The organism is Streptomyces sp. CCM_MD2014 (genome assembly GCF_000772045.1).
In the GTDB taxonomy this organism is placed as follows: domain Bacteria; phylum Actinomycetota; class Actinomycetes; order Streptomycetales; family Streptomycetaceae; genus Streptomyces; species Streptomyces salinarius.
In genome coordinates this window covers 4,089,375-4,107,014 of sequence record NZ_CP009754.1, presented here as the reverse complement: position 1 = coordinate 4,107,014, position 17,640 = coordinate 4,089,375, and the positions used below count along the sequence as shown (strand labels likewise).

18 protein-coding genes are annotated in these 17,640 nt (G+C 72.4%); 16 read left to right on the top strand and 2 right to left on the bottom strand.

Translation table 11 applies throughout. The features are described from left to right. Window positions 1-48: 48 nt before the first annotated feature. The 14 genes from NI25_RS18015 (at window position 49) to NI25_RS17950 (ending at window position 14,735) form a co-directional block, all read left to right on the top strand. A complete protein-coding gene (locus NI25_RS18015) occupies window positions 49-837 on the top strand; it encodes an aldose epimerase (RefSeq protein ID WP_061443429.1) in 789 nt (262 codons plus the stop codon). 10 nt (window positions 838-847) lie between these two features. Continuing rightward, entirely contained in the window at window positions 848-1,396 is a 549-nt protein-coding gene (gene pyrE, locus NI25_RS18010) for an orotate phosphoribosyltransferase (RefSeq protein ID WP_061443428.1), read from the top strand. 154 nt (window positions 1,397-1,550) lie between these two features. Next, window positions 1,551-2,582, top strand: a complete 1,032-nt coding sequence (fbaA, locus tag NI25_RS18005; protein ID WP_061443427.1) for a class II fructose-bisphosphate aldolase — start codon at window positions 1,551-1,553, stop codon at window positions 2,580-2,582. A 70-nt stretch (window positions 2,583-2,652) separates the two neighbouring features. Continuing rightward, window positions 2,653-4,122: an MFS transporter gene (locus NI25_RS18000; protein ID WP_061443426.1), complete on the top strand. Its 1,470-nt coding sequence runs from the start codon at window positions 2,653-2,655 to the stop codon at window positions 4,120-4,122. 369 nt (window positions 4,123-4,491) lie between these two features. Beyond that, window positions 4,492-4,905 (top strand): DUF3151 domain-containing protein, encoded by a 414-nt coding sequence (locus NI25_RS17995; protein ID WP_061443425.1) that lies wholly within the window; start codon window positions 4,492-4,494, stop codon window positions 4,903-4,905. A 147-nt stretch (window positions 4,906-5,052) separates the two neighbouring features. After that, window positions 5,053-5,868, top strand: coding sequence for a tryptophan 2,3-dioxygenase (locus NI25_RS17990; protein ID WP_061443424.1), 816 nt, complete (start codon window positions 5,053-5,055; stop codon window positions 5,866-5,868). After that, a complete protein-coding gene (kynU, locus tag NI25_RS17985) occupies window positions 5,861-7,072 on the top strand; it encodes a kynureninase (RefSeq protein WP_061443423.1) in 1,212 nt (403 codons plus the stop codon). The genes NI25_RS17990 and kynU overlap by 8 nt, the downstream gene beginning before the upstream one ends. Before the next feature lie 180 nt (window positions 7,073-7,252). Continuing rightward, complete coding sequence (locus NI25_RS17980) at window positions 7,253-8,155, top strand: alpha/beta hydrolase (protein ID WP_061443422.1); 903 nt, start codon at window positions 7,253-7,255, stop codon at window positions 8,153-8,155. A 216-nt stretch (window positions 8,156-8,371) separates the two neighbouring features. Beyond that, on the top strand, window positions 8,372-9,361 hold the full coding sequence (locus NI25_RS17975; protein ID WP_061443421.1) for an alpha/beta hydrolase: 990 nt from the start codon (window positions 8,372-8,374) through the stop codon (window positions 9,359-9,361). Then, window positions 9,354-10,559: an acyltransferase family protein gene (locus NI25_RS17970; protein ID WP_061443420.1), complete on the top strand. Its 1,206-nt coding sequence runs from the start codon at window positions 9,354-9,356 to the stop codon at window positions 10,557-10,559. Before NI25_RS17975 ends, NI25_RS17970 begins: the two co-directional genes overlap by 8 nt. Further along, window positions 10,552-11,952, top strand: a complete 1,401-nt coding sequence (locus NI25_RS17965; RefSeq protein WP_061446968.1) for a sensor histidine kinase — start codon at window positions 10,552-10,554, stop codon at window positions 11,950-11,952. The genes NI25_RS17970 and NI25_RS17965 overlap by 8 nt, the downstream gene beginning before the upstream one ends. Continuing rightward, on the top strand, window positions 11,949-12,635 hold the full coding sequence (locus NI25_RS17960; protein ID WP_061443419.1) for a response regulator: 687 nt from the start codon (window positions 11,949-11,951) through the stop codon (window positions 12,633-12,635). The genes NI25_RS17965 and NI25_RS17960 overlap by 4 nt, the downstream gene beginning before the upstream one ends. 13 nt (window positions 12,636-12,648) lie before the next feature. Next, entirely contained in the window at window positions 12,649-14,073 is a 1,425-nt protein-coding gene (locus NI25_RS17955) for a sensor histidine kinase (RefSeq protein WP_061443418.1), read from the top strand. After that, the gene (locus NI25_RS17950) at window positions 14,070-14,735 is read left to right on the top strand and encodes a response regulator (protein ID WP_061443417.1); all 666 of its coding nucleotides are present in this window, start codon (window positions 14,070-14,072) and stop codon (window positions 14,733-14,735) included. The genes NI25_RS17955 and NI25_RS17950 overlap by 4 nt, the downstream gene beginning before the upstream one ends. Here NI25_RS17950 and NI25_RS17945 read toward each other — a convergent pair. Further along, window positions 14,705-15,142: an ATP-binding protein gene (locus NI25_RS17945; protein ID WP_061443416.1), complete on the bottom strand. Its 438-nt coding sequence runs from the start codon at window positions 15,140-15,142 to the stop codon at window positions 14,705-14,707. The genes NI25_RS17950 and NI25_RS17945 overlap by 31 nt on opposite strands. Before the next feature lie 228 nt (window positions 15,143-15,370). Between NI25_RS17945 and NI25_RS17940 the strand changes: the two genes are divergently transcribed. Both NI25_RS17940 and NI25_RS17935 read left to right on the top strand, forming a co-directional pair. Further along, window positions 15,371-16,222 carry a helix-turn-helix domain-containing protein gene (locus NI25_RS17940; RefSeq protein ID WP_061443415.1) on the top strand — a complete coding sequence of 284 codons (852 nt, stop codon included), beginning with the start codon at window positions 15,371-15,373 and terminating at the stop codon, window positions 16,220-16,222. An 8-nt stretch (window positions 16,223-16,230) separates the two neighbouring features. Further along, the gene (locus tag NI25_RS17935; protein WP_233520743.1) at window positions 16,231-16,431 is read left to right on the top strand and encodes a DUF397 domain-containing protein; all 201 of its coding nucleotides are present in this window, start codon (window positions 16,231-16,233) and stop codon (window positions 16,429-16,431) included. 69 nt (window positions 16,432-16,500) lie between these two features. On the opposite strand, the gene NI25_RS17930 is transcribed toward NI25_RS17935, so the two are convergent. Continuing rightward, entirely contained in the window at window positions 16,501-17,640 is a 1,140-nt protein-coding gene (locus NI25_RS17930; protein ID WP_061443414.1) for an endo-1,4-beta-xylanase, read from the bottom strand.

Genomic DNA, 17,640 nt, shown 5'->3' with positions numbered 1-17,640 from the left:
GCCGCCGGCCGAGTGGGGCGCCGTTGATCGCCCCAGTAGGGTCGTGGCGTGAGTAACGAACCCATCACGCTGACCGCGGGTGACGCGGAGGCGACCGTGCTGCCGGGCAACGGCGGACGGATCGGCGGGCTCCGCGTCGGCGGCACGGAGCTGCTGCGCCAGGGCGAGCGCTACGGCTGCTTCCCGATGGTCCCCTGGTGCGGCCGCATCCGCGACGGCCGCTTCAGCGACGGCGCCGTGGTCCACCAGATGCCCCTCAACTCCCCGCCGCACGCCATCCACGGCACCGCCCGCGACGCCGCCTGGCGCACCGCCCGCGCCACCGCGGACGAGGCCGTCCTCACGTACGACCTCACCGACCCCTGGCCCTACACCGGCCGCGTCACCCAGGTGATCGCGCTCGCCGAGGACGCGCTGACGCTGACGATGTCCGTGGAGACGTACGAGTCGTCCTTCCCGGCGCAGATCGGCTGGCACCCCTGGTTCAACCGGATCCTCGACGGCACCGGCGTGGAGATCGCCTTCGACCCGTCCTGGCAGGAGGAGCGCGGCGACGACCACCTCCCCACCGGCAACCGGGTCGCGCCGAAACCGGGCCCCTGGGACGACTGCTTCGGCATGCCCGACGGCGTCGACGTCACGCTGACCTGGCCGGGACGGCTGGAGCTGAAGGTGACCAGCCCGGAGCAGTGGGTCGTGGTGTACGACGAGCAGGAGGCCGCCGTCTGTGTGGAGCCGCAGACCGGACCGCCCAACGGCCTGAACACCCTTCCCCGGCTGGTCACGCCCCTGGAGCCGCTGGAGGCCACGGCCACCTGGGCCTGGCGCCGCCTTTAAGCTGGCGTACATGACGGACGTACGCGGCGAGCTGCTGCAGCAGATCAAGGACAAGGCCGTGGTGCACGGCAAGGTGACCCTCTCCTCGGGTCTGGAGGCCGACTACTACGTCGACCTGCGCCGCATCACCCTGGACGGCGAGGCCGCGCCGCTGGTCGGGCAGGTGCTGCTCGACCTGACCGCCGACCTGGAGTTCGACGCGGTGGGCGGGCTGACCATGGGCGCCGACCCGGTCGCCGCGAGCATGCTGCACGCCGCCGCCGCCCGCGGCCGGAAGCTGGACGCGTTCGTCGTCCGCAAGGCGGCCAAGGCGCACGGGCTGCAGCGCCGCGTCGAGGGCCCGGAGATCAAGGGCCGCCGCGTCCTGGTCGTCGAGGACACCTCCACCACCGGCGGCTCCCCGCTCACCGCCGTCGAGGCCGTGCGCGAGGCCGGTGCCGAGGTGGTCGCCGTCGCGACGATCGTCGACCGGGCGACCGGCGCCGCCGAGAAGATCCAGGACGGCGCGGGGGTGCCGTACCTGTACGCGTACGACAAGGACGAGCTGGACCTGGACTGACGCCAGGGGTACCAGGGGCCGAGACGGGACCGGGGTCCACTCGGGGATTCCCCTTTCGTCTGGAAGGATGGGGCCGACGATGACGTCGCCCCCCAGTCCTAGGTCAGGGCCATAAGCACCAACACGCCCACCCGCACATACAAGGAGCGGACAGATGCCCATCGCAACTCCCGAGGTCTACAACGAGATGCTGGACCGGGCGAAGGCAGGAAAGTTCGCCTACCCGGCCATCAACGTGACCTCTTCCCAGACGCTGCACGCGGCCCTGCGCGGTTTCGCGGAGGCGGAGAGCGACGGCATCATCCAGATGTCCACCGGCGGCGCCGAGTTCCTGGGCGGCCAGCACAACAAGGACATGGTGACGGGCGCCGTCGCCCTCGCCGAGTTCGCGCACATCGTCGCCGAGAAGTACGACGTCACCGTCGCCCTGCACACGGACCACTGCCCCAAGGACAAGCTCGACGGGTACGTCCGCCCGCTGCTCGCGGTCTCCGAGGAGCGCGTGAAGGCCGGCCGCAACCCGCTCTTCCAGTCGCACATGTGGGACGGCTCCGCCGAGACCCTGTCCGACAACCTCGCCATCGCCCAGGAGCTCCTGGAGCGCGCCCGCGCCGCCAAGATCATCCTCGAGGTCGAGATCACCCCGACCGGCGGCGAGGAGGACGGCGTCTCCCACGAGATCAACGACTCCCTCTACACCACGGTCGACGACGCGGTCCGCACCGTCGAGGCCCTGGGCCTGGGCGAGAAGGGCCGCTACCTGCTCGCCGCGTCCTTCGGCAACGTGCACGGCGTGTACAAGCCGGGCAACGTCGTGCTCCGCCCCGAGCTGCTCAAGGAGCTGAACGAGGGCATCGCGTCGAAGTACGGTCAGCCGGCCGGCAGCAAGCCGTTCAACTTCGTCTTCCACGGCGGCTCCGGCTCCACCGCCGAGGAGATCGCGACCGCGCTGGAGAACGGCGTGGTCAAGATGAACATCGACACGGACACCCAGTACGCCTTCACGCGTCCGGTCGCCGACCACATGTTCCGCAACTACGACGGCGTCCTGAAGGTCGACGGCGAGGTCGGCAACAAGAAGACCTACGACCCGCGTACCTGGGGCAAGCTGGCCGAGGCCGGCATGGCCGCGCGCGTCGTCGAGGCCTGCGGCCACCTGCGTTCGGCGGGCCAGAAGATCAAGTAACACCCGGTCGACACGACCGCAGGCACGAGCCCGGCGCCCTTCGCGCCGGGCTCGCTGTATACCTGGGTCCATGCCCGACGTCCGGCTGGCCTCACCGCAAGGCAAGTGGATCCTGCTCACCACCGTCCTCGGCTCCAGCATGGCCCTGCTGGACTCGACCGTCGTCAACGTCGCCCTGCCCCACATCGGCCGTGACCTCGGCGCCGACCTCGCCGCCCTGCAGTGGACCGTCAACGCCTACATGGTCACGCTGGCCGGCCTGATCCTCCTGGGCGGCGCCCTCGGCGACCGGTTCGGCCGCCGCCGGGTCTTCGTCCTGGGCGTGCTGTGGTTCGCCGCCGCGTCCCTGCTGTGCGGCCTCGCCCCGAACGCCGGGGTGCTGATCGCCGCCCGCGCCCTCCAGGGCGTCGGCGGTGCGCTGCTCACGCCGGGTTCGCTCGCCCTGATCCAGGCGTCCTTCCACGCCGACGACCGGGGGAGGGCGGTGGGCCTGTGGTCCGGCTTCGGGGGCGTCGGCGCCGCGGTGGGGCCGTTCCTCGGGGGCTGGCTGGTGGACGGCGCGGGCTGGCGCTGGGTGTTCCTGCTCAACGTCCCGCTGGCCCTGCTGTGCGTCCCGATCGCACTGCGGCACGTCCCCGAGTCCTCGGACGAGCGTGCCCACACGCGCTTCGACGTGCTCGGCGCGGCCCTGTGCGCGGCGGCCCTGGCCCTGCTCACGTACGCGCTGATCGAGGCCCGTACGGCGTCCTGGGCGGTGGCGCTCAGCGCGGTGGCCGGGGCGGTGGCCGCGGTGGCCTTCGTCCTCGTCGAGCGGCGCGGCAGGGACCCGATGATGCCGCTGGACGTCTTCTCCTCCCGCCAGTTCACGGCGGTCAACCTGGTCACCCTGTGCGTGTACGCGGCCTTCGGCGGCTTCTTCTTCCTCGCCGCGCTCCAGCTCCAGGTCGTCGTCGGCTGGTCCGCGCTGGCCGCCGGTACGGCCCTGCTGCCGACCACCGTCCTGATGCTGCTGCTCTCCGCCCGGTCGGGCGAACTCGCCGAGCGCCTCGGCCCGCGTCTCCAGCTCACCGCCGGCCCCCTGCTCTGCGCCGCCGGGATGGTGCTGATGCTGCGCGTCGGCCCCGGCGCCTCCTACCTCGCCGACGTACTGCCCGCCCTGCTGGTCCTCGGCCTCGGCATGGTCACCCTGGTCGCCCCGCTGACGGCGAGCGTGCTGGCCGCCGTGGACACCTCGCGCGCGGGTCTGGCCAGCGGCATCAACAACGCGGCGGCCCGTGCGGCGGGGCTCGTCGCGGTCGCCGCGCTGCCGCTGCTCACCGGCATGGGCGAGGAGGCGTACCGGTCGCCCGGGGCCTTCGACGACGCGTTCGGACCGGCGATGCTGATCTGCGCCGGCGTCCTGGTCGTGGGCTCCGTGATCGCCCTCACGACGGTGCGCCGCCCGTCCCCGGACTGCCCCCACCCCGAGTGCCGCACCCACGGCTCGGTCCTGACACCGCCGCTGGAGCAAGGGGCGCGGGGAACCGCGCACGAGAGGTGACGCGGGGCACCACCCCGGAGCGACCCCCGGGTCATGCCTTCAAGGGGCGCGGGGAACCGCGCACGAGAGGTGACGCAGGGTGCCACCCCGGAGCGACCCCCGGGTCATGCCTTCAAGGGGCGCGGGGAACCGCGCACGAGAGGTGACGCGGGGCACCACCCCGGAGCGACCCCCGGGTCATGCCTTCAAGGGGCGCGGGGAACCGCGCACGGCAGGGAATGCGGGGCGCCGCCCTGGCCGACGCCCGGGTGACGCCCTCAAGGGGCGCGGGGAACCGCGCGCTCAACCACAGCGCACCCGCACTCGACAACGCACCCCACCCCACCCCACCCCGCCCAGCCGCCGCAGGCAATGCCGCAGACTTGTCCCATGGCCATTCACGAGAACCTCCTCGGGGGACCGCCCCCGACCCACCTCCCCGACGACCCCGGCCCGCGCGAGCTGCTGGCGGGCGGCACCACCCCCGCCGACGTCGCCGCGAAGTACCCGACGTCCTCGCTGGCCTGGGCCCGCCTGGCCGACGAGGCGTTCGAGCGGGGCAGCGTCGTGGAGTCGTACGCGTACGCCCGTACGGGCTACCACCGCGGCCTCGACGCCCTGCGCCGCAGCGGCTGGAAGGGGCACGGCCCGGTGCCCTGGGAGCACGAGCCGAACCGCGGCTTCCTGCGCGCCCTGCACGCCCTCGCCCGCGCCGCCCAGGCGATCGGCGAGAAGGAGGAGTACGAGCGCTGCAGCGAGTTCCTGAAGGACTCCTCGCCGAGCGCGGCCGAGGTGCTGGGCTGACCCGGGCACGTGCCCTGGCCCGTCCGCCCTGCGCGGGCGGGCCTTGCGGTTTCCTGCGACGATTGCGGAGGATGCCGTTGGGGACCGGGGCCCCGTGCCGGTAACGGCAGGGCGGACCGCTACCCGTAGTGCCATCAGGAGACAGCGATGTCCCACGACGCCCCGAATCTCGACTTCGAGGGCAGCACGCCGTACGAGGACTACGTCAAGGCGGACGTGCTCACCCACCTCCAGCACACCCTCTCCGACGATCCCGGAGAGATGGTCTTCCTGGTCACGACCCAGGTCATGGAGCTGTGGTTCACCGTCATCGTCCACGAATGGGAGACCGCCGCCCGCGCTCTGCGCGAGGACCGGATCCCGGTGGCCACCGACGCGCTCAAGCGTTCGGTGCGCGAGCTGGAGGCGCTCAACGCCTCCTGGACCCCGCTGGGGCAGCTCACCCCGGCCCAGTTCAACTCCTACCGGTCCGCCCTCGGCGAGGGCTCCGGCTTCCAGTCGGCGATGTACCGCCGCCTGGAGTTCCTGCTCGGCGACAAGTCCGCGTCCATGCTCGTCCCGCACCGCGGCGCCCCGCGCGTCCACGCGGAACTGGAGAAGGCGCTGCACGAGCCGAGCCTGTACGACGAGGTGGTCCGGCTGCTCGCCCGGCGCGGGTACGACATCCCGGACGCCGTGCTCCAGCGCGACGTCACCCAGAAGTACGAGGCGTCGCCGGAGGTGGAGGCCGCCTGGACGGCCGTCTACTCCGGCGACCAGAACGGCGAGCTGGCCCGCCTCGGCGAGGCCCTCACCGACGTCGCCGAGCTGGTGTGGCGCTGGCGCAACGACCACCTGGTCGCCACCCGGCGCGCGATGGGCTCCAAGACCGGCACGGGCGGCTCCGCCGGGGTGGCCTGGCTGGAGAAGCGGGCCGGCAACAACGTGTTCCCCGAGCTGTGGACGGCGCGGTCGTATGTCTGAGCCGAAGAGCCTCGCGGGCGAGGCGGAGCAACTGGACGCCGCCGACGGGCTGGCGGCGGTGCGCGAGCGTTTCGTCCTCGACGACGTGACCTACCTCGACGGCAACTCGCTGGGCGCCCTCCCCGTGCACGTCCCCGCGCGCGTGGAGGACGTCGTACGGCGTCAGTGGGGCGAGTTGCGCATCCGGTCCTGGGAGGAGAGCGGCTGGTGGACCGCGCCCGAGCGGATCGGCGACCGGATCGCCCCGCTGGTCGGCGCGGCCGCCGGGCAGGTCGTCGTCGGGGACTCGACCAGCGTCAACGTCTTCAAGGCGCTCGTCGCCGCGGTGCGCATGGCGCAGGAGGACCGGCCCGGGCGGGACGAGATCCTCGTGGACGCCACCACGTTCCCCACGGACGGGTACATCGCCGAGTCGGCGGCCCGGATGACGGGGTGCGCCCTGCGTCCGGTCGCCCCGGCCGAGGTGCCGTCGGCGCTGGGGGACCGTACGGCGGCCGTGCTCCTCAACCACGTCGACTACCGCACGGGCCGGCTGCACGACCTGCCCGCGCTCACGGCAGCGGTGCACGCGGCGGGGGCGTACGCGGTGTGGGACCTGTGCCACAGCGCCGGCGCGCTGCCGGTCGGGCTGGACGAGCACGGCGTCGACCTGGCGGTCGGCTGTACGTACAAGTACCTCAACGGCGGCCCCGGCTCGCCCGCCTACCTGTACGTGCGCCGCGACCTCCAGCCCCGTTTCGACTCCCCGCTGCCGGGCTGGAACTCGCACGCCGAGCCGTTCGGCATGCGGTCCGGCTACGCCCCGGCCTCCGGCGCGGTGCGCGGGCGGGTCGGGACGCCGGACATCCTCTCCCTGCTCGCCCTGGAGGCGGCGCTGGACGTGTGGGACGAGGACGGTGTCTCCGTGGCGGCGGTGCGGGCCAAGTCGCTGGCGCTGACGGACTTCTTCCTGCGCTGCGTCGGGGCGTACGTCCCTGACGGCCGCGTGGAGTCCGTGACCCCGGCGGCACACGCCGAGCGCGGCAGCCAGGTCGCGCTGCGCTGTGACGACGCGGGCGAGGTGATGAAGCGGCTGATCGAGCGCGGGGTGGTCGGCGACTACCGCGCCCCCGACGTGCTGCGCTTCGGCTTCACCCCGCTGTACGTCGGCTTCGCGGACGTGGAGCGGGCGGCGCGGGTGCTGGCGCGGACGCTGGCGGGCTGAGCCGCGCGGTCGGTCGCGAGACGGTTCGGTTCGTGGTGCGGGGCCGGGACGCGTCGTTCCGGCCCTCACCCAGCGTCACATCCCCATGTCCGCGCACGTCACCGGCCTGATAACGTCCCGCCGACGGCCGATTTCATTCCCCCGGTCCGCCAACACCGTTTCGTCGCTGAGAGGTTGAGCATGCCGGACGCCGCCGCAGAACCGGGCACCGCTGCCGCGAGGAACGCGGCGGAGGAGAAATCGGCCTTCTCCCACCCGGCGGTCGAGCCCGACTCCACCGCCGGTTACGGCGACCACCCCGACCAGGTGATCGACTTCTACGCGCCGCGCGGCGTCGCGGGCCCGGGCGAGGCCGCTCCCGTCGTGGTGGTGCTGCACGGCGGCTCGTGGCGCGCCCCGTACGACCGGCGGCACATCAGCCCGTTCGCGGCCTTCCTGGCCGCGCGGGGCTTCGCCGTGGCCAGCGTGGAGTACCGGCGCGGGGCGGAGGGGACCGGCATCGACGGTTCCGGGGAGCCCGTCGCGGGGCGCTGGCCCGACACGTTCGACGACGTGGCCGCCGCGCTGGACGCGCTGCCCGAACTGGTCCGGCAGCACCTGCCGCGGGCCGACGCCCGCCGTACGGTGCTCACCGGCCACTCCGCCGGCGGCCACCTGGCCCTCTGGGCGGCCGCGCGGCACCTGCTGCCCGCCGACGCCCCGTGGCGGACCGAGCGCCCGGCGCCCCTGCGCGGCGTGGTCGCCCTCGCGCCGATCGCCGACTTCGAGGTCGCCGACAAGCTCGGGGTGTGCGGTGGTGCGGCGCGGCAACTGCTCGGCGGCGGCGAACTGTTCGCCGAGCGACGGCCCTACGCCGACCCCGCCCTGCTGCTGCCCACCGGTATCGCGACGACCCTCGTGCAGGGCCGCGCCGACGTCGACGTCCCGCAGAGCGTCGCCGAGGCGTACGCGGACGCGGCGGCCAAGGCCGGGGAGGTGGTGGGGGTGACGCTGCTGGAGGACGTCGGGCACTACCCGCTGATCGATCCGGCGGCGGACGCCTGCGCGGTGGTGGCGGAGGAGATCGCGCAGCTGGCCTGGTAGGTCGGTCGGTGGTAGGTCACCCGGTCGGCCGGTCACCCGGCCGGTCGGCCGGTCGGTCGGTCGGTCGGTCGGTCGGTCGTGCCTGCCCGTCGTACCCGTAATACCTGAGAGCTACCCGCCAGGTGAGTTCCTGGGCGGGACGCGGGTTACCCGGTCCGATTCATAACTTTCCCTGCAGACGCGCCCGATGGGCGGGCGGGCTGGAGGGGAGAGGCCATGGGGCCCGGGACGACGGTACGTTGGCGGCGGCGTGTGCGCGGATGGCGCCGCGCCGGCTGTGCCGCCCTCATCGCCGGCGCCGTGGCCCTCCCCCTGTCCGGGGCCGCGCGGCCCGAGATCCCCGCCCCGGCGCCCGCCGCTCTCGCGGCCCCGACGGCCGCCACACTGGAGAGGGCCTACGCCGCCAACCGGGCCAACGCGGCTCAGGCGTCCCGGATGGCCGCCGACCACGGCGACCGGCACCGCGCGGCGGCGGACCGTGCGATGGCCGACCCGTCCCGCCGGCTCCTCGCGTTCGACGGCCGGGGCGCGGGGCTGGTCACCGAAGTCCTCGGCGACCTGGCGCACGCCGACCGCGTCGCCGTGCTGGTCCCGGGCTCCGACACCGGCATCGACACCTACGGCCGCTTCCGCGCCGCCGCCCTCGCCCTGCACCGGCAGCTCGCCGCCGAGGCTCCCGCGGGGACGCGCACCGCCGTCGTGGCCTGGCTGGGCTACGAGACACCGGGCACCGTCAGTACCACCGTCGCCACGACCGACCGCGCCGACCGGGCCGCCCCCGAGCTGCGCGACCTGGTCGACGACCTGCGCCGGATCACGGGCCCGGACACCCGCGTCACCCTCGTGTGCCACTCCTACGGCTCGGTGGTCTGCGCCCGCGCCGCCGACGGCCTGGCCGTCTCCGACATCGCCCTGGTCGGCAGCCCGGGCACCGGCGCGGACACCGCCGACGACCTGCGTTCCGACGCCCGGATATGGGCGGGGCGGGGCGCCGACGACTGGGTGGAGCACGTTCCGCACGTCAGCGCCGGCCTGTTCGGCACCACCGTCGGCTTCGGCACCGACCCGGTCTCCCCGGGCTTCGGCGCCCGGGTCTTCGACGCCGGCGACGGCGGTCACAGCGACTACTTCGACCCCGGCTCCCCCTCCCTGACGAACCTGGCCCGGATCGCCCTGGGCGAGACCACGGAGGTGACCCATGGCTGACCCGACCCCGGCGCTCCCGCGCGGCTCCCTGCGCGCCGCCGTCGCCCGCATCGACGCCGCCACTCCCAAGGAGCGGGACCGGGCCGTGGACGCCCTGCGGGCCCTCGCCATCCTCGGGGTGGTGCTCGGGCACTGGCTGGTGACGGCCCTGGTCGCCGACGGCACCGGCCTGCACGCGGCCAGCCCGCTGCAGGACATGCCCTGGCTGTCCCCGGTCTCCTGGGCCTTCCAGACCCTCGCCGTGTTCTTCCTGGTCGGCGGCCACGTCGCGACGCGTGGGTACGCGTCGGCCCGTGCGCGCGGAGAGACCTACGGCCGCTGGCTGACCGCCCGGCTGTCCCGGCTCTTCCGACCCGTCCTGGCCGTCCTCACCCTGTGGACGGTGACGGCCGCGCTGCTTCTGTTCACGGGCGCGGACCACCCGACCGTCCACACGCTGGTGAAGCTGGCGCTGTCCCCGATGTGGTTCCTGCTGGTCTTCGCCGCGCTGACCGCGGCGACCCCGTTGCTGACCCGGCTGCATCCGCTGTGGCCGCTGGTCGTCGTCCTCCACGTGGACCTGCTCCGTTTCGGGCTCGGTGCCCCGTCCTGGCTCGGCTGGGTCAACCTCGCGGCCGGCTGGCTCGTCCCCTACTCCCTCGGCGCCGCCTGGACCCGCGGCGAACTGGACCGGCGGCGCGCGGGCTGGCTCCTGCTGACCGGGGGGACGGCGGCCACGGCGGCGCTCGTGGCCTGGGCGGGCTACCCGGCGTCGATGGTGGGTGTCCCCGGCGCGTCGGTGTCGAACCTCAACCCGCCGACCCTGGCCGCCGTCACCTTCGGCCTGGCCCAGTGCGGGCTCGCCCTGCTGCTGCGCGAGCGGCTGCGCCGTGCGATGCGGCGCCCCGTGGCCTGGGCGGCGGTCGCGCTGGTCAATCTCTCCGCGATGACGATCTTCCTCTGGCACCAGACGGCGCTGATGGCGACCACGGCCACCGGACTCCTCGCGGGCCGCCTGCCCGGCCTGCACACGCTCCCCGACGGCCTGGACTGGGTCGCGGCCCGGCTCGCCTGGCTTCCGGTGTTCGCGCTGGTCCTGGCCTGCTGCTGGGCCACGTTCCGCTCCTGCGAGCGCGGCGGGGTACGACGCGGCAGCCGGGTCGTCCGTGCGCACAGCCCGCAGCGCCGGGGGACCACGGCGGGTGCACGTCATGTCTAGGGTGGAGCCCGTGACGCGATGGGGGAAACGGCAGTGGGCCCGGTCACGCGCCCGGGCCGGGCGCGTACTGCGCGTGCTCCACGACGACCTGTGGACCTGGCGGGCCGACCCGCTGCCGCCGTCGGTGTGGCTGCGCTGGTTCCCGCACGGGGTGGTGTGCCTGGCAGCGCTGGGGGTGCTGCTCGGAGACGCCGCGCAACTCGGGGACAACGGCAGGGTCGAGCCGGGCTTCGCCTTCCTCATCGCCGTCGCCCAGGCCGGCGCGATGGTGCTCGCGCTGTGGAGGCCGGTCGCGGCGTGGTGGCTGTCGATGGCGGGCATGCTGGTGGGGGCCTTCGCGGTGCGGGCCCAGATGGTGGTGGGCGGTTATGAGTTCACCTGGCCCTGGACGGCCGCCGGGCTCATCGGGCACCTGTTCGTGATGCTGCTGCTCGCCCTGCGGGTCAGGACCCGGGTGTCCGTGGAAGCGTTGCTCCTCACGGCCTTTCCCACCTACGTCGTGCAAGGTCTGGTGGGCGCCCCGAACTACCTCCCGACGGGCCAGCTCGCGGTCATCCTCTTCGCGGTCGTCGTCCTTCTCGGCATCGCCCTGCGCGGCCGCAGAGAGGCCCGCACCCAACTGGCCGAGCAGACCTCGCTCACCGCCGAGGAGAGAGCCCGGCGCACCCTGCTGGAGGAGCGCGGCCGCATCGCGCGCGAGCTGCACGACGTCGTCGCCCACCACATGTCGGTGATCTCCATCCAGGCCCAGGTCGCGCCCCTCCTCGTCGAGAACCCGCCGGACGAGCTGAAGGAGAACCTCGCCGGCATCCGGCAGAACGCACTGGAGGCGCTCACCGAGCTGCGCCGGGTGCTGGGCGTGCTGCGCGCCGAGCACCCGAACGCGCTGGAGGCACCCGAGGGGAGCGACGCCGCCCCGCACGCCCCGCAGCCCACCCTGGACCGGCTCGACGCGCTGGTGGACAACATCCGGGCCGCCGGACTGACCGTCGCCCTGGGCAGCAGCGGGACGCGCAGACCGCTGCCGCCCGGCGTGGAGCTGTCGGCGTACCGGATCGTGCAGGAGGCGCTCAGCAACGTGCTGCGGCACGCACCGGGCGCGACCGCCCGCGTCCACCTCACCCACCTGCCGATCGGACTGCGTGTGGAGGTCTCCAACACCCGGCCGAAGCGCGCCCCCGCGCCTTCGCAGGGGGCCGGGCACGGGCTGCTCGGCATGCGGGAGCGGGTGGCGATGCTGGACGGCACCCTGACGGCGCACCCGCTGCCGGGCGGCGGCTACCAGGTGGCGGCCTTCCTGCCGGCCGACGGCCCCGACCTGCCCGCCGCCCCCTTCACCGACTCTTCCGCCGCCTCCTTCACCGACCCTTTCACCAAGGACGACACTCCATGACGACCAGCAGCAACGGCCGCGTGATCCGCGTGCTGATCGCGGACGACCAGCAGATGGTCCGGCAGGGTTTCACCGTGCTGCTCAACACCCAGCCGGACATCGAGGTGATCGGGCAGGCGGTGGACGGCCTGGACGCCGTGGCCAAGGTCGCCGAGCTGGCGCCGGAGGTCGTCCTGATGGACATCCGCATGCCGGAGCTGGGCGGTATCGAGGCCACCCGGCGCATCACCGGTGCCACCCCGGAGGTCAGGGTGCTGGTGCTGACCACCTTCGACCTCGACGAGTACGTGTACGAAGCGCTGCGGGCGGGGGCCTCCGGGTTTCTGCTGAAGGACGCGTCCGCCGACCAGCTGGCCGAGGCGGTGCGGGTGGTGGCCGCCGGTGACGCCCTGCTCGCGCCGGGGATCACACGCAGGCTGATCGCGGAGTTCTCCCGGCTGGACGACCGTCCGCGCGCCCCGTTGAAGACCCGCGTCGGCGAGCTGACCGAGCGGGAGACGGAGGTGCTCGCCCTCATCGCGCAGGGCCTGTCGAACGCGGAGATCGCCCAGCGCCTGGTGGTCGCCGAGCAGACGGTGAAGACCCATGTCGGCAGGATCCTGGTGAAGCTGGGCCTCAGGGACCGCACCCAGGCGGCGGTGTTCGCGTACGAGTCGGGGCTGGTGCGCCCCGCGGGCTACTGAGGAGCGATGCGCGGTGGCCCCCGTAGTACTTGAGACGGATGCCGGAGAACCCCTCTCCACGGGGACGACCGGGCACTCCCGGTCGGCCTACCGTTTGAGCGTGACCGAGACGACTCACCAGCAGCACGACGGCGGGACCCGCAGCCAGGAGTACCGGCTGGTCCGGACCTCCCTGCGGGGACTGCGCCAGGACCTGTTCCACGACCCCTTCGCCTACCGCGTCCTGCCGCCCCGGCACACGGACGGCCCGCTCGTCCGCCGGCTGCCCGGCCGGCTGAGGTCGGACGCGCGGTACCTCCCGCACGCCGCGGTGGGAGTGATCGCGTTCATCGCCCTGGTCGTCGGCTCGGTGTCGGGGAGCCTGCCCGGCGGTGACGTACCGGCCCTGCTGTCCGGCATCCTGTGCGCCCTCCCGGTGCTCGCCACGCTGCTCCGGCCGATCGGTGCGTTCTGGATGTCCCTCGCCGCCACGCCGCTGGTCGCGTTCGTCAACGGCGCCGGGTGGGACTGGCCCTGGATGCCGGGCGCGTTCATCTGCCACCTCGCGGTGCTGATCATCGTGGCGCTGCGCACCCGGCCCCGCACCGCCGTCTGGATGTGGGTTCTGACCTGCGTGTACGCCTTCTTCGCCGACGTCTTCTTCGGCGGGGCGTACTACTACACGAACAGCGCGCCCATGATGGTGACGTCCGCGTTCGCCCTGCTCCTGGTCTGTCTCTGGCACATACGGCAGACCGCCCGCAAGGAGGTCACCGCCCAGCAGACGGTCACCGCGCACGAGCGCTCCCGCCGCACCCTGCTGGAGGAGCGCACCACCATCGCCCGCGAGCTGCACGACGTGGTCGCCCACCACATGTCGGTGGTCGCCATCCAGGCGGAGGCCGCGCCCTACCGGGTGGAGAATCCGCCCGAGGAGCTGGAGCGTGCCTTCGCCACAATCAGGGAGAACGCGGTGGCGGCCCTCACCGAGCTGCGCCGCGTCCTGGGCGTCGTCCGCGCCGAGGACTACGAGGCCCCGGACGCCCCGCAGCCGACCCTCGCCGACCTGGACGCCCTGCTCGCCAACGTGCGCGAGGCCGGTCTGACGGTCGACAAGGCGGTGACCGGCGCGGTGCGCGAGCTGCCGCCCGGCGTGGAGCTGTCGGCGTACCGGATCGTGCAGGAGGCCCTGAGCAACAGCCTGCGGCACGCGCCCGGCGCGACGGCCCGCGTCGAGGTCTCCTACGTCCTGGGCGGCCTCGGCCTGCGCGTCGTCAACACTGCCGTCCCACCGAACACCCTGGTCAAACCGTCACCAGGCGCCGGACACGGCATCACGGGCATGCGCGAGCGCGTCTCGATGCTGAACGGCGAGATGACGGCGGGCCCGACGGACGACGGAGGGTACGAGGTGGCGGTGTTCCTGCCGGTCACCGTGCAGACCGAGGACGAAGCATGACGATCCGGGTACTGATCGCCGACGACCAGATGATGGTGCGCGAGGGCTTCTCGGTCCTGTTGAACGCGATGCCGGACATCGAGGTCGCCGGCGAGGCGGTCAACGGCCGCGAGGCGGTGGCCAAGGTCCGCGAGCTCGCTCCGGACGTGGTCCTTATGGACATTCGCATGCCCGAGCTGAACGGCATCGAGGCGACCCGGGAGATCGTCGCGGCAGACACCACGTCCAAGGTGCTGGTCCTCACCACCTTCGACCTCGACGAGTACGTGTACCAGGCACTGCGCGCGGGCGCGTCCGGCTTCCTCCTCAAGGACGCCTCGGCCCGTCAGCTCGCGGACGGTGTCCGGGTGGTGGCGTCCGGCGAAGCTCTCCTCGCGCCCACGGTCACCAAGCGCCTGATCACCGAGTTCTCCAAGCTCTCCGACGCCCCGCGCCTGATGCCCTCGGCGCAGGCGGCGTACGGCGACCTGACCGAGCGTGAGACGGAGGTCCTGGTCCTGATCGCACAGGGCCTGTCCAACGCGGAGATCGCCGAACGCCTGGTCGTCGCCGAGTCGACGATCAAGACCCACGTCAGTCGCGTCCTGGTGAAGCTGGGCCTGCGCGACCGCACCCAGGCGGCGGTCTTCGCCTACGAGGCGCGGCTGGTGACGCCGGGCTGACCGGCACCGACCTCGCACCACACGTATTTTCCCCGGTTGCCGAACCGGGAGAGCGGCTGCCAGCCCCACAGGTCGGAGCAGGCTCTGACGAGAGCGAGCCCCCGGCCACTCTCGTCGTCGGCCACGTCCGCCAACCGGGCGGGAGCGCCGGGTGGTTCGGGATCAGCGTCCCACGCGCCGATCCGTAGCGTCTCCGGCGGCGACCAGCGCACCCGCAGTGCGGCGGGGCCCTTCGTGTGCAGCACGGCGTTGCCGATCAGCTCCGCCGCGAGGAGTTCCGCGACATCGACGAGGCGGATCAGTCCGTGCATGGTGAGGATCAGGCGCAGGGTGCGCCGACTGATGGTGACGGCGCGGGGGTCGTTGGGGACGTACAGGGAGTACTCCCAGGACTCGTCTTCGGGCATGCGTCGACTCCGTTCGGATGCAGGGGAGGTGAGGGAGGGTGCGGCCCCCGGGCGGTGTCATGCCGCGTCCGTCATGGCAGGACGGTGCGGTGCGCTTCCGGTGCCCCGGCGTTCCGCAGCGTGTGCGTCGCGTCACTGACGGTATGGCAACAATTATTGCCTGCGCAACTGATTCCCGTAGGCTGGCACTCGAATGAGGTGCGCCGAGCAGGCTGTTGAGGAGAGCGGATGCCGCCGAGAAGTCATGCGACCGGGCGACAGGTGCGCCTGGGGGTCGAGCTGCGACGTCTGCGTGAGGCGGCTGGGCTGAAGGCGCGCGAGGTGGCCGGTTTGTTGAATTCGACCTCGGCACAGATCAGTCAGATGGAGCTGGGCTTTGCCGGTGTCAGCGAAGAACGAGTGCGGCGGCTCGCGGCTCACTATGCGTGTACAGACGAGGCGTTGGTCGATGCGCTCGTCGCTATGGCGACAGACCGCACTCGCGGTTGGTGGGAGGAGTACCGGGGAGTACTGCCGCCGGTCTTCCAGGACACGGCTGAAGTCGAACACCACGCGACGTACCTACGTGAGGTCGTGATTACGCACGTTCCAGGGCTGTTGCAGACCGCCGACTACGCACGTGCGCTCTATACGTACGTGCATCCCGGCCTGCCCGAGAGTGAGCTGACCCCTCGGGTGGAACACCGGATGAAGCGACGCACTGTTGTCACAGGTGACAACGCGACCCCCTACGAGACGCTGATCCACGAGTGCGCACTTCGTGTTCGGGTGGCGGACCGCAGTGTCTGCCGCGCCCAACTCCAGCAGATCCTCGACCAGATCGAACAAGGGCACGCCAGGGTGAGGGTCATCCCGTTCGATCAGGACGGCTTTGGTGGCGCCGGGATCTCGATGATGTACGCGAGCGGTTCGGTGCCTCAATTGGACACCGGTCTTCGGGATGCTCCCACCGGAGTCGCCTTCATCGATGCGGGTGCGCAGCTCAAGCAGCTTCGAACGCTCTTTCTTAGAATGCGGGGCGCGTCGCTGGACCCCGCCGCGTCGCGGGACTTCATCCACCGCTTGACGAAGGAGCTGTGATGCGAGACATGACCGAGAGCATGCATTGGCGTAAGTCCACCTACTCGGGCGGTGGCGACGGTGACACCTGCGTCGAGATCGCGAAGTCGGACACCCACATAGCCATCCGCGACTCCAAAGCCCCCACCCGCGCCACCCTCTCCGTCCCCGCGCCCGCCTTCACCGCCTTCGTCGAGGGCGTCAAGCGGCGCTCCCGACCCGGGGTGTGAGCAGAGGGGCCGACCCCGCCGCGGGGCGCCGGGCGACGGCCCCGCGGCGGACCCGGCGGACGGCGGGCGTCAGTGCTTGCGTGCCGCCGCCTTCAAGGTGTCCCGCAGGGCGTAGAAGGCGGGCTTGCGGTGGAAGGCGTCGGTCATGACCGTCGCGGAGCCCTCGCCCTCGAAGAACACCGGCACCCACGAGTACTTGTCGGTGAAGCCCCAGATCGTGAACGAGTTGCAGTCCTCGACGGCCAGGCACGCCGACAGCGTCCGCCGGTAGTAGTCGGCCTGCTGCTTCTGCTGCGCGGCGGTGGGTTCACCGTCGGCCGGCAGGTCCATCCGTACGTCCAGCTCGGTGACGGCGGTTTCCAGGCCCAGCGCGTCGAAGCGCCTCAGGTTCGTCTCCAGGTCCGCGGGGAAGCCGTACCGCGTGCTCAGGTGTGCCTGTACGGAGAAGCCGTGTACCGGCACGCCCTGCCGGAGCAGGTCCCGGCTGAGGGCGTAGTAGGCGTCGCTCTTGGCGTTGACGCTTTCGACGCCGTAGTCGTTGAAGAACAGCTTCGCCTTCGGGTCGGCCTCGTGGACCCAGCGGAAGGCGTCCGCGACGATGCCCGGGCCGAGCTCGCGGATCCAGATGTTGTCCTGTGTACGCAGCTTGCCCTGGTCGTCGAAGATTTCGTTCGCGACGTCCCACTGCTGGATCCGTCCGGCGTACCGGCCGACGACGGTGGTGATGTGTTCGCGCAGGATCGCGCGCAGTTCCTCGTCGGAGAAGTCGCCCTGCTCCAGCCACTGCGGGTTCTGGCTGTGCCACAGAAGCGTGTGGCCGCGCACGACCTGGCGGTGGCGCTCGGCGAAGTCGACGATGGCGTCCGCCGCCGCGAAGTTGTACCGGTCGCGCTCGGGGTGGATGAACTCCCACTTCATCTGGTTCTCGGGGGAAACGGAGTCGAACTGGCGCCCAAGGACCTTCCGGTACTCCTTGTCCGAGGTGAACGGGTCCGGGTAGTCCTGCTCCAGGTGGTGACCGCCGCCTGCCACGGCGGTGCCCACGAAGAAGCCGTCGGGGGCGGCCTCGCGCAGCCGGTCGAACTTGGCGTGGGAGTGCGGTGCGGGGTGCCGGCCGGAAGACGGGTCGGCCGTGGCGGTTCCCGCGACGAGCGGCAGCGTCAGGGCGGCGGTGGCGAGGGCCACGGTGGCGAAACGAACGGATCTCAT

What these genes read in the sequence shown, in the direction of transcription:
- pyrE (WP_061443428.1), top strand. Translation starts at nt 848, where the DNA reads ATGACGGACGTACGCGGCGAGCTGCTGCAGCAGATCAAGGACAAGGCC.
- fbaA (WP_061443427.1), top strand. Translation starts at nt 1,551, where the DNA reads ATGCCCATCGCAACTCCCGAGGTCTACAACGAGATGCTGGACCGGGCG.
- NI25_RS18000 (WP_061443426.1), top strand. Translation starts at nt 2,653, where the DNA reads ATGCCCGACGTCCGGCTGGCCTCACCGCAAGGCAAGTGGATCCTGCTC.
- NI25_RS17995 (WP_061443425.1), top strand. Translation starts at nt 4,492, where the DNA reads ATGGCCATTCACGAGAACCTCCTCGGGGGACCGCCCCCGACCCACCTC.
- NI25_RS17990 (WP_061443424.1), top strand. Translation starts at nt 5,053, where the DNA reads ATGTCCCACGACGCCCCGAATCTCGACTTCGAGGGCAGCACGCCGTAC.
- kynU (WP_061443423.1), top strand. Translation starts at nt 5,861, where the DNA reads ATGTCTGAGCCGAAGAGCCTCGCGGGCGAGGCGGAGCAACTGGACGCC.
- NI25_RS17980 (WP_061443422.1), top strand. Translation starts at nt 7,253, where the DNA reads ATGCCGGACGCCGCCGCAGAACCGGGCACCGCTGCCGCGAGGAACGCG.
- NI25_RS17975 (WP_061443421.1), top strand. Translation starts at nt 8,372, where the DNA reads ATGGGGCCCGGGACGACGGTACGTTGGCGGCGGCGTGTGCGCGGATGG.
- NI25_RS17970 (WP_061443420.1), top strand. Translation starts at nt 9,354, where the DNA reads ATGGCTGACCCGACCCCGGCGCTCCCGCGCGGCTCCCTGCGCGCCGCC.
- NI25_RS17965 (WP_061446968.1), top strand. Translation starts at nt 10,552, where the DNA reads ATGTCTAGGGTGGAGCCCGTGACGCGATGGGGGAAACGGCAGTGGGCC.
- NI25_RS17960 (WP_061443419.1), top strand. Translation starts at nt 11,949, where the DNA reads ATGACGACCAGCAGCAACGGCCGCGTGATCCGCGTGCTGATCGCGGAC.
- NI25_RS17950 (WP_061443417.1), top strand. Translation starts at nt 14,070, where the DNA reads ATGACGATCCGGGTACTGATCGCCGACGACCAGATGATGGTGCGCGAG.
- NI25_RS17945 (WP_061443416.1), bottom strand. Translation starts at nt 15,142, where the DNA reads ATGCCCGAAGACGAGTCCTGGGAGTACTCCCTGTACGTCCCCAACGAC.
- NI25_RS17940 (WP_061443415.1), top strand. Translation starts at nt 15,371, where the DNA reads ATGCCGCCGAGAAGTCATGCGACCGGGCGACAGGTGCGCCTGGGGGTC.
- NI25_RS17935 (WP_233520743.1), top strand. Translation starts at nt 16,231, where the DNA reads ATGACCGAGAGCATGCATTGGCGTAAGTCCACCTACTCGGGCGGTGGC.
- NI25_RS17930 (WP_061443414.1), bottom strand. Translation starts at nt 17,640, where the DNA reads ATGAGATCCGTTCGTTTCGCCACCGTGGCCCTCGCCACCGCCGCCCTG.